Source organism: Alteraurantiacibacter buctensis (assembly GCF_009827655.1).
Taxonomy (GTDB): domain Bacteria; phylum Pseudomonadota; class Alphaproteobacteria; order Sphingomonadales; family Sphingomonadaceae; genus Alteraurantiacibacter; species Alteraurantiacibacter buctensis.
On sequence record NZ_WTYV01000001.1, the window covers coordinates 856,052 to 870,017 of the forward strand.

Sequence of the window (13,966 nt, forward strand, 5' to 3'; positions counted from 1 at the left end):
TCAGGGCACCACCGGCAGGTCGATCCGCGATCCCGCACCCGGCCCGTGGCGGACCGTGATGCGCGGTGCCGGGTCGGTCGCCAGGTCGCGCAGGTTGCGCTGCCGGGGGTCCGCACCGGTCACGAGGAATCGCAGGCGCGAGCCTATCGGTACCCTGCGTGAAAGCGGTTGCATAGCGATTTGTAGCATGCCGGTTTCCCCCACCGGCAGCGGCGCCACATCGGCCTGCATGCCCGAGTGCCACGGCAGGCCCAGCGTGTTCCACGGCGCGTCCGAGACGGCCCGGTGCGACACCATCAGCCGCCCGAACGAGAGCACGGCCACGCTGCCATCGGCCTTCACCTCTTCCAGGTAGACGAAGACATTGGCGTCCGGCCGGTCAAGCTGCACCGCCACGTGCGCCACCGGATAGCCCAGCAGGTCCAGCGGCTGCTCCAGCGCGGGCGTATCATAGGTGATACCGTGGGCATCCAGGCTGGGCGGCCAGAAGGCGAAGTAGTTGTCGTCCGCCACGTCGAAGTCGACCGCAAAAGTCCGCCCGCCGCTGGCCCCCGGCCGGCCCGCCAGCACGGCGCTGCCATCCGCCGCCTGGCCCAGGAACAAGGTGCGGGTGATCTGGTCCGCCCCCGGAAACCGGTCGACGCGGGTATAGCGGTTCAGGCCATCCCCGAAATCCTGCCAGTAGGTCACGCGCGGCTGCCCGGCCATGCCGTTGGCGCGGTCTTTCAGGTGATGGTCGAAAAAGCGGGTGATCTCGCCGGTGAAGTCGAACCCCGCCGGGGTCTCGCAATGGCTGCCGGGGCCGATCAGCAGGCGGCCGCCCAGGTTCTCCGCCGCCACGATAACCTGGCTGGTCGGCTCGTCCTTCCAGTTGCTCCAGAAGTAGCTCGCCACGCCCGAATTGCGGATGACTTCGGCATAGCGCCAGATCGCCACCTCTTCCCAGAACGGGGTGCCCAGGATGGGGGAGACGCTGTCACGATATGGCATGCCATACCACAGCGGGGCCATCGGGGTGTTCTGGGCGTGTTGGGCCACAGCCTGGCGCAGCAGCGCGCCGCTGCGGTCGGCATCCACCGGAATGCTGGCGGCGTCCTCGCTCAGCGGCTCGTCGGGGCGGGTGTTGAACTGCGCGGTGATGCCGCCACCGCGCACGAACTCGTACTTGTCCCACTCGGTCGCGCCCACGAAGATCGCCTTCAGCGATGGCGGGGCGGTGCTGGCGGTGTGCATCACCGTGCCGCCCAGGTACGAACAGCCGATCATCCCCACTTCGCCCGTGGTGTAGGGCCGGTCGGCCAGCCACTCGACCAGGTCGTGCCCGTCGTTGGCCTCGGTCCGGTCCTGGAAGCCGCGCCGCGCGCCGAAGGACGCACCCTTGCCGCGCACGTCGGCCACCGCCACCACATAGCCTGCGCGCAGCAGGCTGCGCAGCGCCAGCCCGTCACCCAGCGCCGTCTCCTGCACCTGGCCGTTGCGGTCGGTGAAGCGGGCGCGGTAGGGGGTGAAGGCAAAGATCACCGGCAGGCGGGCGGTTTCAACCCCGTCCTCGTCCGCCGGGCGGTAGATGTTCACCGCCAGCCGGGTGCCGTCGCGCACCGGCACATAGAGCGACTGGCGCTGATAATCGGGATAGTCATGCGCCTGCAGGGCTGCGGCAGGCACGCCTGCCAGAAGCGCCCCCGCCAGGGCTGCGATCGCGCGCTTTGCTGTTGTCATCATGCCTCTCCCAAGGTTCTCGCGTCTTGTCAGTCGTCCGCATCCAGCCAGGCGAGGATCTCGTCCCGGTTGCCGTCGATCACCGGCGGCGGCTGGCTGGTGCCGGGGTTGCCCGGCGTCATCCGGAAGCCGGCATTGGGCACGGCGACATGGCCGTTGCCCTGATGGCTGGAGATGGGCACATTCGGCAGGTGGACATCAAGCAGCGCGGCGGGATCGCAAAGCTGCGCCGCCTCGTCCACCCGGCGCACCATGCCGCAAGGTATGCCGGCCTCGCTCAGCAGGCGCTCCCACTCTGCCGCGTCACGCGTGACCAGGATCGCTTCCAGCTCGGCCACCATGGCGGCGAAGTTGGCCCGCCGCGCATCGGTGGTGGCATAGCGCGGATCGGCCAGCCACTGGTCCTGTCCCAGCAAGCGGGCAAGCTGGACGAACTGGTTTTCCTGCACCACGCCCAGCGAGATGTGCCGCCCATCGCGCGCCACGAACAGGCCGGCGGTGGGCAGCTCGCTATAGCCGGTATTGCCCAGCCGCTTCAGCGCCGTGCCGGTGACCAGGTAGGGTGTAAGGGCCGATGTCATGAAGGCCATGCTCGCCTCCAGCATCGAAACGTCGATATAGGCGCCCTGCCCGGTCCGCTCGCGCTGCATCAGTGCGCCCAGGATGGCGACGGCGGCGGTCTGCCCGGTGAGCGTATCGACGATGGGGAAGCCCACCCGCACCGGCGGCTCGCCTTCCGCGCCGCTCAGCATCATCATGCCGCTGGTGGCCTGGACGATGTTGTCGATTGCCGGCCAGTTGCGCTGCGGGCTGTTCTGGCCATATCCGGAGACCGAGCAGAACACGATATCCGGCCGGAACTGGCGCACCGCATCGTAGCCCAGCCCCAGCCGGTCGATCACGCCGGGGCGATAGTTCTCCACCAGGACCTGCGATTTGCCCACGATGCGGCGGGCGATCTCCAGGTCGGCGGGATCCTTCAGGTTCAGGGCAATGCTCTTCTTGCCCACGTTGGCGGCCACGAAGGCCGGGCTCATCCCGTCAAAATCGCGGTTCGAGCCATAGTTGCGGAAGCCGTCACCCTTCAGCGGCTCGATCTTGATCACCTCCGCGCCCATCAGGCACAGCAGGTGAGTGGCGAAAGGGCCCGCCATGACGTGGCTGAAATCGGCCACCCGGATGCCTGAGAGGGGCTGGGCAAGGGGCTGGCTCAACTGGGGTCTCCGCAAGTGATGGTATCGGGCCCGGCTATGCTCGACCGGACAAGGTTGAAGGCGCGCAGGCCGTCAATGCCATAGGCATTCAGGCGCTGGGCGTTGATGCGGGCATCGTGCAGGTAGAGCTCGTCGAACCGGCGCTGGTCGGCAGGCGTGATGCGGGCATAGGTGATGATCCCCTCACCCGCTGCGCGCCCCACGGCTTCGGAGGCGCGGATTTCCTCGGCCAGCGCAGCCTCCCACACGGCCGTGCTGCGTTCCAGCAGGTCACGCTGCCAGGGCTCCAGCGTGTTCCACCGCGCTTCCCCCATTGCCCGCGCGGGATAGGCACCGCGCGGCACCTGCATGTCGAAGTAATACTTGCCCACGTCCACGAAGTGCAGGGCGCGGAAGGTATCGGGCGGGGCCACAACCCCGTCGATCACGCCCTTGGTCAGGGCCGAATAGACCTCGCCCATCGGCATGTTCACCGGGTCTGCCCCCAGGTTGCGCAGCACCGGCAGCAGTTCGGTGGGGGCGCGGATGCGCAGGCCGCGAATGTCATCGAGGCTGGTCACGCGCCGGTTGCGGGTGAGCAGGCCCGGCAGCAGGCCGCCCTGCACCGCCAGCACCTTCAGCCCCTGCAGCTCGCGCGCCACCTGCGGTTCGCCAGCCTCCAGGCAGCGGTAGAGGGCAACCTGCCCTTCGACCGTTTTAACGCCCGAATAGAAGCCCGACTGGATGCGGATCAGGTGCGTGCCGCCGCGCACATAGATCGGCGTGATCAGCCCGATATCGGCCACCCCGTGGCGCAGTTCCTCCATCGACATGTCGGCCGAGAGCAGCGAGCCGGACCACAGCGGGCGTACGCGGATGCGGCCCTGCGACTGCTCTTCCACCCAGTCCATCCAGCGCTGGTCCGCCTTGCTGAACGGGTGGCTGGGCGGATAGGGGGTGGCATAGGTCAGCTCGGTCACGCCCGCAGGCAGCGGTTTCGCGCAGGACGCGACCAGCAGCGCCGCACACAGGGTAGCGAACAGGGTCGCCAGCCACCTCATTGCGCCAGTCCCTTCTCGCGCAGGAAATCGGCCACCATGCCCACCATCCGGTCATGGTCCCAGATCTTGGCATCAACCATGTCGGCATCGATCATCAGCACCGGCACCCCGGCATCCTCCAGCGCCAGCGCGGTCAGCTTGGTGCCCGATTGCGACAGGCGGTTATCTGGCGGTAGCAGCAGCACGCAGGCATCGATGCCGCAGCGCTGCGCTTCCGCCACCATCCAGCCGTTCATCCACGGCGGCAGGTGCAGCGTCTCGTTCATGGATGCCACGCGGCTGGCCAGCGCCTCCATCGGGCTGCCCTGCAGCTCGCGGATATATGCGGGGCCGGCAAAGGGCATGTACATCGACCAGACGAAGACCGCGCCAAGGCTTTCTTCCAGCGCCTGGTAGAAGCCGGGATCGTGCCACACGCCCGCGCCGATCCACATCAGGCGCAGCTTCTCGTTGCCGCTGGTACCCTGCCCGGTGGCGATGCGCTCCAGCACCTCGTCACGGAACTTCTTCGCATGGGCCACGGCCCAGTCAGACCCGCGGTGCCATTGCGGGATCATGGTGTTGGGCATCTGCTCGGCAATCGAGACCGGACAGGGCCGCGCCTTGCCGATGGCCTGCGCGGCTTCCCAGATATAGCCTTCCTGCACGTTGATCTGTTCCATCAGGTGGTGGAACTTGCCCTCATCAAACTTGCGTCCGGTGCGGTTCTCGAGGAGCGCGATCAGGTCCTGCATCTCGGCCACCATGTGGGCGATGCGGTCGGGCTGGTACACGCGCCGCCACTCGTCACGCGAATGGGCGAACCACTGCGGGTCCTTGTCGGTCCAGGCGGGCGCTTCCATCGGGAAGAATTCGCTGCCCAGCAGGTTGGCCCACTGGCCAAAGACTTGCTGGATGCAATCACAGGTAAGCCGCGCCACCATCACCGTGGGGGTCGGCAGGCCGCCCCAGGGGGCAGTCTCCGACTCGTTCGCCACGCTGCAGGCCAGGCCCAGCGAGCAGTACTTGCAGGAGTTGGCGGGATAGCCCGCCTCCACCAGCTTGTCGAAGTAGCGGGTGGAGAGCTGCTTGGCCGAGATATAGGCGCTCCACCACTGGTTGGTGACGATGGGGATATCCATCGCGTGGAACAGCTCGTGCGGGGTATCGGCCTGGACGATGGCGTAAGGCTCACGGTCCTCCACCACGCGGCGGCGCAGTTCCTGGCCAAACGCCTTCTGGTAGGCGGTCGCTTCCGCCGTGCAGGCCAGCATCTTGCGGCTGCGCTGGTTGACGGAAGCAGGCGGGGCGGTGTTCGCGGCGGTGGTCAACGGAACACTCCCTGGTCTTCAAGCGCGGCAATGGTGGCGGCATCCAGCCCGCAAATCTCCGCCGCCACCTGGTGCGCGTGCTCGCCCATGCCCGGGGCGCGGAACGGGGCCGGCACATCGCGAGCAAAGCGGATGGGCGTCGCCACGTGCCCGAACGGCCCCAGCAGCGGATGATCGAGCGTGACAAGCGCAGCCCGCGTGGCAATCTGCGGATCGTGGTCCATCAGGTCCTCGCAATCCTGCAGGGCACCGGCAGCAATGCCCGCCTGCTGCAGCAGTTCGGCAATGCCGATGTCGCTGCGGGTACGGGTCCAGCCGGCGATGTCCTCGCCGGTGATGCGGATCAGCCGCTTGTAATCCGCCTCATCGAAGGCAGTGATGGCCACCCAGCGGTCCTCGCCAGCGGCAGGCAGGACGTCCTGCCAGAAGACCGCCGGATCGGCATTGCCCATGCGTTGCGGGCGCTCGCCGCGCTTCGCTGCCGCCAGGAAGTCGCGCATCTGCTGCACGCAGATCTCGTACATGCTGGCATCGATGTGGCAGCCCTGCCCGGTTGCACGCCGGTGCTGCAGGGCAGCGGCCACGTGGCCCGCCATCACGAATGGCACGATCACATCGCCATAGGGCACCGCGCCGGGGATCACCGGGTCGCGATCAGGATAGCCGGTGAGGAAAGTCCGCCCCGACAGCGCGCCGCCGGTGCCGTCCACGCCCCATTCCTGCGCCAGCGGCCCGGTCTGCCCGAACACGCTGCCCGAGACCATCACAACTGCCGGATTGCGCTTCACCAGGCTGTCATAGTCCAGCCCCAGCTTGGCCATGGTGCCGGGCGAGAAGTTCTCCACCACCACATCCGCCCAGTCGATCAGCGGATCGAGCACGGCCCTCGCCTCGGGCTTTTTCAGGTCCAGCGTCAGGCTGCGCTTCGAGGTGTTGAGGTGGGCGAACCACGGCTTGTCATCAAGGCTGGTGGCCGTGGAGGCGGAAACCTGCACGTCCAGCCGGGCCAGGTCCGGGCGGCTGCGGGTTTCGATCTTGACCACCTCGGCCCCAAGATCGCCCAGCGTCTTGGTGGTGATCGAGCCGACCAGCGCCCAGGCAAAATCCAGCACTTTCACGCCGGACAGCGGACCCGGGCGCTTCCCCGCATGGATCGCGGGCGCGGCCGCCGGCTGCCCGGTGCGGATCGCGGCGAACCGCTCCGGCAGGCCATCCGCCGTATCGAGGAAGCCGCGCGCCTTCAGGTGTTCGTCGGCCAGCACGTCGGCCGGCTCGTTGACCACGCAGGCGTTGATCCCGCGCCGCCGCCCTTCGCCGGCGATCTCGGCCTTGTTGCGGCTGCGGAAGAAGGCGTCCATCGCCGCCTGCCATTCGGCGCGAGTCTCCGCCGCCAGGGTGGAGCGGTTGTAGGCCAGCCAGTCCACCCCCTGCATCGGGTTGGGGAAACCGGCCTCGTCCATCCAGTCCGACAGGGCCTTGTTGGCAGGCGCACCCAGCCGCCCGGTCATCAGCGCGTGAAAGCACCAGCCGTCGGCCAGTTGCCAGATCACCCGCACCGTGGCGCGGCCATAGGCGATGCAGCCCCCGGCGCGGTCGAGCTTGCGCTTGTCGAACTCCCACACCAGCACGCCGTTGACGTTGCGGCTCATCGCCACCTGCTGGATCGAAATATCCACGTGCTGTCCGTACCCGTGGGTGCCGCGCGCGAAATGGGCCGCCAAGGCACCGGCTGCCGCCACCATGTCGGCATGGAAGGTGCAGGCATCACCTGCTTCCTTCACCGGCTTCTCGCCCGGCTCGCCCGTCAGCCGAAGGGCCCCGCCCATGGCCGAGGCTACCAGTTCGCCGCCGCGCCAGTCCGAACGGGGGCCACCCGATCCGAAGGGCGTGACCGAAACGTGCACGGCGCTTTCCGGAATGCCCAGACCGGCAGTCTGCTCCAGCCCCAGGTCGTCGATCACGAAGCTGGCCCCGGCCACCGGCCCGCCCAGCTCCGCGCCCAGCGAGGCGAGGTATCGCGCAAGCGGCCTATCCGCCATGCCGCCAAGGATCGCCACGCGGTGGCCATCGAGGGGCTTCATCGCGGGATTCATCGGGCAACTCCTGCAAGAAATTCGGCTATCGCGGCGGGTGCGCCATCGCGGGCCTGCCAGTCGGTGCGGGTGAGCACCAGCGTAGGCAGACCCAGTTCCGCCAGCGCCCTCTGCTCGGCGGGAAACTGCCAGGTCTGCGCCTCGTCCTCCTCGATCCGCCACAACACCACGGCGCTGGCCCCGGCAGTCTCGACGGACTGGCGGATAAAGGCAGCGGGATCGGCAAAGCTGCGCGCGCCCTGCTGGCGGGCGTGGAGCTGCGTGCCCAGCGCGGCGGCCGGGTCGCCGGTGCCCTCCGCCACGGCGGGGCCGGGGGAGAGCCAAAGCTCCTCCATCGTCAGGCCGCTGGCAGCAAAGCCTGCCGCCTCGATGACCTGGTGCAGCCGCCGGTCGGGCGGAGGCGTGCCGTGTAGCAGGCAGACAGGGCCGGAGGGACTGCCGCCCGGTTGCCCAGCCCGCGCCCGGTTGCCCGCCACGATGGCGGCCTCCAGCGCCGCATCGCCCACGCCGAGCTCACCCGCCAGCCTGCGCACGGCGGCCACGGTCAGGTCACGGCTGCTGGTGCGCGGGATCTTGCCCACGTCGAAGATCAGCGGGCGCGGCCCTGCCAGCAGCCCGCGCCGCTGGAGTTCGCACAGGTAATAATACAGCCGCTGCGAGGTGTCGTCCGCCCGGCTGAACAGCACGGCGTCCAGGTGGTCATAGGCTCCGGCAGCCCAGCTCTCCACCAGGGCAAAGGCGTGGGGGGCGAACTTGCTTTCCAGCCACTGCTGCGCGCGCGGTGTGGGCTGGTCCAGGCCCAGCGCAATCGCCCCGCCGTGCTTGCCGGCGGCGGCAAGCAATTCGTGGGGCAGGTTCGGTCCGGCAAGCGCGATCACATCAGTTCCCCAGCACGTCCGGCAGCCACATGACCATGGCCGGGAACAGGATAATCAGCAGCAGGTGCACGAAATCGCTGGCCAGGAACGGCACCACGCCCTTGAAGATGCGCCCGATGCTCACATCCCTGGCCACGCCCTGCATCACATACAGGTTCATCCCCAGCGGCGGGTGGACGAAGCCGATCTCCATCGCCCGGGTGATGAAGATGCCGAACCAGACCGCGCTCATCCCCGCTTCCTGCGCGATCGGCAGCATGATCGGCGTGGTCAGCAGCATCAGCGCCAGGCCATCCAGCAGCGATCCCAGCAGCAGCAGGATCAGCGCCAGCACAACCAGCGTGGCCACCGTGCCCATGCCCAGGTCCGACACCGCCTGGCCCGCCGCATCGGCCAGGCCCGTCACCCCGATGAAGGCGGCAAAGATCAGCGCGCCGAACAGGATCATGTAGATGAGGCCGCTGGTCCGCAGCGTTTCGGCAAAGGCGTGGAACAGCGAGGCACGCGTCAGCTTGCGGCGCAGGGCGGCGATGATCAGCGCGCCCGCTGCCCCCATGGCCGCCGCTTCCGACGGGCTGACAAGGCCCGTGGCGATGCCGCCGATGATCAGTGCCACCAGCAGGCCGATTTCCCATACCCGGCCCAGTGCGCGCAGGCGCTCTGCCCACGGGGCCCGCTCGCCCGCCGGGGCGATGTCCGGGCGCAGGCGCACCAGCACGAAGACCACGGCGGCATAGAACAGCGCCTGGGTGATGCCGGGGATGATCGCGGCGGTGAACAGGTCGCCGATCGACGTCTCGGCAATGATCCCGAACACGATCAGCGCGCCCGAAGGCGGGATCATCTGCCCCAGCGTGCCCCCGGCCGCGATGGTGCCGGTGGACAAGGTATCGGCATAGCCACGGCGGCGCATTTCCGGATAGGCCACCAGCCCCACCGTGGCGGTTGTCGCCAGGCTCGACCCGTTGATCGTGCCGAAGCCTGCACAGCCGGCGATGGAGGCATAGGCCAGGCCCCCCTTGCGATGGCCGATCAGCTTGGCTGCGGCATCGAACAGGTCGCGGCTGGCATCGACCGAGAAGAACACGTGGGCCATGAACAGGAACAGCGGCAGCGTGCCCAGTTCATAGCGGGTCAGCGTGTCCACCAGGATCACGCCCGATTTTATCAGCGCGGCTTCCGGCCCTAGGATCAGGGCCAGCCCGCCAAGCCCGACCAGCCCCAGCGCCACGCCGATACGCACGCCCGCCAGCAGTAGCGCCAGCAGGATGCCGACACCGACCAGTGCCGTAGCGGAGGTGGCCCAGATCATGCCTCCGGCCTCCGCACTAGGCGGATGGCAAGCAGCACGATGGTGAGGATCAGGCCACCGTTGACCACCAGCCGCAGCACCGACCAAGGCACACCCACCAGTTCGCTGCGCTCGAATCCGTTCCACAGGTCAAGGGCCAGCCACACCGATCCGGCCAGCAGAGCAGCAAGGAACAGGAGGGTTGTCAGGTCAGACAGCCAGTGCGCCAGCGCCTTGCCGCCCGGGCCCAGGCGGTCAAGCAGCAGGTGGACGCGGGCGTGGCTGTCCTCCCAGGTGGACATGACCAGCGCGATCACGCCGGAGACTAGCACCACGGCCTGCATCATCTCGATCGAGCCGGTGACGGGAAAGCCCAGGTAGCGGCAGACGATGGCCAGGCTGTCGATGCCGGTGGCCAGCAGCAGGGCCACCCCGCCCACCCAGATCAGCCCAGTTTTCAGCATTCCCGGCTTCAGCATGTCAGGCCACCTCGCTGATACGATATTCGGCATTAATGGCGATGGCTGGCAAGCCCGCTGCGGCGGTAATCCGCTCCACATAGCGGGCAATGGCTGGCGCGCGGTCGGCATCGGCCAGCACGGGGCGGCCCGGTGGCTCCACATGCACGGGTTCGATGCCCGCCTCCACGCGGCCATCATCGTGCAGCCACAGGCGGCCGATGAAGGCGTTGACCGCCTCCGGATGGAAGGGCGCCAGGGTATAGGCGGGATCGGGGGTGAAGCCGAACAGCTCCTGCCGCTGCCGCGCCCATTCGGCGCGCGCAGGATGGTCCTGGTCGGGCGAGAGCGCGCGGGTGACAACGCAGCCGTTGCCCAGCCCGTGGAACACCGGCTTGCCGCGATAGCGCGATATGCCGCGCACGATATGCGCGTGGTGGGCCACCACCGCATCGGCCCCGGCGTCGATCGCGGCCTGGGCGGCTTCCCGCTCGTAGGCCTCGATCAGCGCGGGGGTATGCACGCGGCCCTGGTGCAGGGCCACGATCACGAAATCCGCCGCCGCGCGGGCAGCGGCCAGGTCATCCCGCAGGATCTCGCGGGCCATTGGGAGCAGGCCCGCGAGATCCGCCCTGGGCGTGACGGGAGACCCGTCATGGGTGCCCATGGGGAGGAAGGCGCAACCGGCCCGGTCGGGTCCCGCCCAGCCGAATTCCGGTCCCACGCAATTGTAGCTGAGCAGGGCAATCCGCTTACCGCCCACGGTGGCGATGGCAGGGCGGCGGGCCTCGGCCTCGTCCATGCCCGCCCCGGCATGGGCCACCCCGGCCTGGTTCAGCAAGGTCACGGTTCCGGCAAGCCCTTCCGGCCCGCAATCCGCCATGTGGTTGCCGGCCATGCTGACCATGGCGATCCCGGCCCGGGCGATGGCAGCCACGTTGGCCGCCGGCGCGCCGGGCGCGGGAACATCGCCCGCCACTTCCGCCCCATCGGCGTGGGGCACTTCCAGGTGGGCAATCGCCAGGTCCGCCCGGCGCAGCGCCGGGGCGATGCCCGACAGCCAGTAATCCGCGTCGGGTTCGTCCAGCACCAGGTCGCCGAGCAGGGCAATAGAGATCATCACATTCCCCGAAACCCGGCCACCCGGCCCAATCCTATCAGAAGGCGGCGCGCAGGCTTACCGCGAACTGCCGTCCGATGGGATCGGCCACGGTCACGTCATAGCCACCGGCGCTGTTGCCGTTGGGCAGGATGTTTGCGTAGGACGGATCCTGGTCGAACAGGTTGCGCACCTCCAGGCCCAGCACCAGCCGCTCGCCCGGCAGGTCGAACGTCTCGTTCAGGTCCCAGCCGAAGTTGAGGTCGAACAGGTTGTAGGCCGACACCCTCTCCACCGGGTTGACGTTGATGTTCCGGTAGCCGTTGACATAGGTCCACTGCAGCCGCGCATCAAACGGCCCGCGGTTCCACGCCACCGCAGCGCGGGACTTGAAGGTCAGCGGGTTGAAGATGGTGTTGCGCCGGTCAACGAAAGCGCCGTTCGGCGTGAAGGCCACCTTGTAGCTGGTCAGGTAGGTGCCAGTAGCGGTGAAGGTCAGCTGGTCCTCATCGGTCAGGTCCATCCGGTAACGCAGGTTGAAGTCGATCCCGCGCATCTGCGAGCGACCCAGGTTGAGGCTGCGCGCGTCAACGAAGACGCAGTTCGAGAAATCCGGTGCCGGCGCATCGAGACAGGCCGTGCTGGCACCGGGGAACGGACGGATGGCAACCGGCGCGGCCGATCCGCCGATGCCCTTGTCGCGGATGTCCACGATACGGTCATAGGCGGCCTTGCCGAACAGGATGATGTCCGTGCCGGCATATTCCGCCACCTGCGCCAGAACCGTGGAGCTGGACAGCAGGTTGTTGATCGTGTTGCCATAGGCGATGTCGAAATAGGTGACGCCCACGGTCAGCCCGTCAACCAGGTCGAAATCGGCACCTGCGGTCCAGGTGGTGGAGGTTTCCGGTTGCAGGTCGGGGTTCGGCCCCGAACCGACCGTGAAGACCGACCGCTCGGGCGGGTTGCCGCCCGGATTCTGGCGCGGCTGCACGAACAGCGCGGTGGAGTTGCCGAAGATTTCCGGGAAGCTCGGCGCGCGGAACGATGTGCCATAGCTGCCGCGCAGCATCACCCCGTCCACCGGCGACCAGTTGAGGCCGAACTTGGGATTGGTGGTGCCGCCCACGTCGCTGTAATCGTCATAGCGTACCGCTGCCGTGACGGTCAGCTCCTCGAAGCCGCCCGTGGCATTGCCGGGACCGAAGACCGGCACGTTCAGTTCGGTGTAGACCGAATGGATCGTGCGCCTGTTGGTGACTTCCGTGGGTGTGGCCGTGTTGCGCGTCTGCTCCTGCCGCTGGCCTTCGTAACCGACGGCAACCTTCACCTCGCCGCCGGGCAGCGAGAATAGCGGACCGTTGACGCCCGCCTGCCAGGTGGAGAATTCCGCGTCAGTGGGGAAAGTGGAGTCGGCTTCGAAAATGGCCGCCAGCGTCGCCGCGCTGGTGCGGCCCAAGCCATAGGGGTCGAAGGCTGTCGCCGGGTTGCTGCTGGCCAGCGCCGCCGCCAGCGCGGTGAGGTTGAGGCCGGCGGTCGAATCCGCGCGATCCCTCGCCTTGCCATAGCCGAAGCGCCCTTCGAAGCTCCACTCATGCGGCAACTGGATCCGCAGCCCCGGGGTGATCTGCCAGTTGGTCTGGAAGCCGGTGTACTGGTCGGGCTGGATATCGCGGCTGAAGTTGTAGGCAATGGTATAGCCGCCCGAGCCCGGCACGTAGAAGCTGGGTGCCACGAAAAAGGCGTTGGTCTGCGGCACTGCCAGGTCGCGCGAGATCGCACCGGGCGTGCGCGAGAAGTCGCGGCGATTGAAGTAGCCATCGAAGATGAATTCCGCGCCCTCGAGGAATTCATAGGTCAGCGTGCTGCTGACAGAATCGTACTCCTGCTCCGGGAACAGGTCCTGCTGCTTGAACAGGTCGCATTCGGCCCGGGTGCCGGGGGTCAGCGAGTTGGCGTTGCTGGCCGTCAACTGATCGGGCAGCAGATAGGTCGTGGCTGCTGCCGCGCCGGGGGCGCGGTAGATCAGCGTGCCGGGGCTGCACTGGCGCGACAGGTTGCTCGGCCCGCCGAAGGGGCGCAGGTCGGACGTGGCGAAATCGCGATCAAGGCCGCTCAGGTTGGAGCGGTACGAGTGTTCGTAGGCGACCATGAACTGGCCGCGATCGAACACGCGGCCAAGGGCCACACCGGCATTCCATTCGTGGAAGGCGCCATCCTCGGCTGTGTTGAACCGACCGAACGCCTCCACCCCGTCCAGATTGCGGCGGGGGATCAGGTTGACCACGCCGGCCACGGCATCCGAACCGTAGATGGCCGAGGCACCGTCGGCGATCACCTCGATCCGCTCGACACCCAGCGTCGGCAGCACCGACGGGTTGATGGCGCGGCCGTTGGAGGTCATCCGGTGGCCGTCGGTGATGATCAGCGTGGCGAACGGGCTGAGGCCGCGCAGGTTGATCGAGTTCGAGAAGGTCGCATTGCCGTTGCCGCCGCTCTGGTTACGCGAGCTGTCGGAAAAGCCCACGTCCAGCACGGCCGGCAGGTCCTGGATGATGCGGTCGATGGTGACCTGGCCGCTGGTCTCGATCTCGTCGCGGCCCAGCGCGGTCACGGTGGCGCCCACCGGGGCCACGTTGGCGATGCGCGAGCCGGTCACGATGATGCGATCGTCTTCGTCGGCGGTATCATCCTGCGCATCCTGCGCGAAGGCGGGTGCGGCCAGGAAGCCGGCGGCAACGATGGCAGCAAGCGAACTGGTGCGCAGGAACGCGGGCACAGTGGCCCTGCGGTTGTTCTTGGACATGAAAACCTCCCCTCAAAGGATTCTGTTCTCTGGGAACCCTGAAACTGTCACATGTGCC

General features: G+C 67.9%; 10 protein-coding genes. All 10 read right to left on the minus strand.

The annotated features are described in order from the left end of the window. The 10 genes from GRI99_RS04090 to GRI99_RS04135 are packed head-to-tail and all read right to left on the minus strand — an operon-like array spanning window position 1 to window position 13,908. Window positions 1-1,719 carry a CocE/NonD family hydrolase gene (locus tag GRI99_RS04090; protein ID WP_202392909.1) on the minus strand — a complete coding sequence of 573 codons (1,719 nt, stop codon included), beginning with the start codon at window positions 1,717-1,719 and terminating at the stop codon, window positions 1-3. Window positions 1,720-1,748: 29 nt separating this feature from the next. Continuing rightward, on the minus strand, window positions 1,749-2,933 hold the full coding sequence (locus GRI99_RS04095) for a CaiB/BaiF CoA transferase family protein (protein ID WP_237438092.1): 1,185 nt from the start codon (window positions 2,931-2,933) through the stop codon (window positions 1,749-1,751). After that, window positions 2,930-3,973, minus strand: a complete 1,044-nt coding sequence (gene dctP, locus GRI99_RS04100) for a TRAP transporter substrate-binding protein DctP (protein ID WP_160770682.1) — start codon at window positions 3,971-3,973, stop codon at window positions 2,930-2,932. Before dctP ends, GRI99_RS04095 begins: the two co-directional genes overlap by 4 nt. After that, window positions 3,970-5,283, minus strand: a complete 1,314-nt coding sequence (locus tag GRI99_RS04105) for a 2-hydroxyacyl-CoA dehydratase subunit D (protein WP_237438093.1) — start codon at window positions 5,281-5,283, stop codon at window positions 3,970-3,972. Before GRI99_RS04105 ends, dctP begins: the two co-directional genes overlap by 4 nt. Further along, window positions 5,280-7,376 (minus strand): CaiB/BaiF CoA-transferase family protein, encoded by a 2,097-nt coding sequence (locus tag GRI99_RS04110; RefSeq protein WP_237438094.1) that lies wholly within the window; start codon window positions 7,374-7,376, stop codon window positions 5,280-5,282. The genes GRI99_RS04105 and GRI99_RS04110 overlap by 4 nt, the downstream gene beginning before the upstream one ends. Further along, entirely contained in the window at window positions 7,373-8,254 is an 882-nt protein-coding gene (locus GRI99_RS04115; RefSeq protein WP_160770684.1) for a 2-hydroxyacyl-CoA dehydratase, read from the minus strand. The genes GRI99_RS04110 and GRI99_RS04115 overlap by 4 nt, the downstream gene beginning before the upstream one ends. Before the next feature lies 1 nt (window position 8,255). Continuing rightward, on the minus strand, window positions 8,256-9,566 hold the full coding sequence (locus GRI99_RS04120) for a TRAP transporter large permease (protein ID WP_160770685.1): 1,311 nt from the start codon (window positions 9,564-9,566) through the stop codon (window positions 8,256-8,258). Next, on the minus strand, window positions 9,563-10,024 hold the full coding sequence (locus GRI99_RS04125) for a TRAP transporter small permease (protein WP_160770686.1): 462 nt from the start codon (window positions 10,022-10,024) through the stop codon (window positions 9,563-9,565). The genes GRI99_RS04120 and GRI99_RS04125 overlap by 4 nt, the downstream gene beginning before the upstream one ends. Before the next feature lies 1 nt (window position 10,025). Then, the gene (locus GRI99_RS04130) at window positions 10,026-11,123 is read right to left on the minus strand and encodes a CapA family protein (protein WP_160770687.1); all 1,098 of its coding nucleotides are present in this window, start codon (window positions 11,121-11,123) and stop codon (window positions 10,026-10,028) included. A gap of 37 nt (window positions 11,124-11,160) precedes the next feature. After that, window positions 11,161-13,908: a TonB-dependent receptor plug domain-containing protein gene (locus tag GRI99_RS04135; protein WP_160770688.1), complete on the minus strand. Its 2,748-nt coding sequence runs from the start codon at window positions 13,906-13,908 to the stop codon at window positions 11,161-11,163. Between the last annotated feature and the right edge of the window lie 58 nt (window positions 13,909-13,966).

Excerpts from the sequence above, each read along its gene's own strand:
- GRI99_RS04110 (WP_237438094.1), bottom strand. The coding sequence starts at position 7,376 with ATGAATCCCGCGATGAAGCCCCTCGATGGCCACCGCGTGGCGATCCTT.
- dctP (WP_160770682.1), bottom strand. The coding sequence starts at position 3,973 with ATGAGGTGGCTGGCGACCCTGTTCGCTACCCTGTGTGCGGCGCTGCTG.
- GRI99_RS04135 (WP_160770688.1), bottom strand. The coding sequence starts at position 13,908 with ATGTCCAAGAACAACCGCAGGGCCACTGTGCCCGCGTTCCTGCGCACC.
- GRI99_RS04125 (WP_160770686.1), bottom strand. The coding sequence starts at position 10,024 with ATGCTGAAGCCGGGAATGCTGAAAACTGGGCTGATCTGGGTGGGCGGG.
- GRI99_RS04090 (WP_202392909.1), bottom strand. The coding sequence starts at position 1,719 with ATGACAACAGCAAAGCGCGCGATCGCAGCCCTGGCGGGGGCGCTTCTG.
- GRI99_RS04130 (WP_160770687.1), bottom strand. The coding sequence starts at position 11,123 with ATGATCTCTATTGCCCTGCTCGGCGACCTGGTGCTGGACGAACCCGAC.
- GRI99_RS04120 (WP_160770685.1), bottom strand. The coding sequence starts at position 9,566 with ATGATCTGGGCCACCTCCGCTACGGCACTGGTCGGTGTCGGCATCCTG.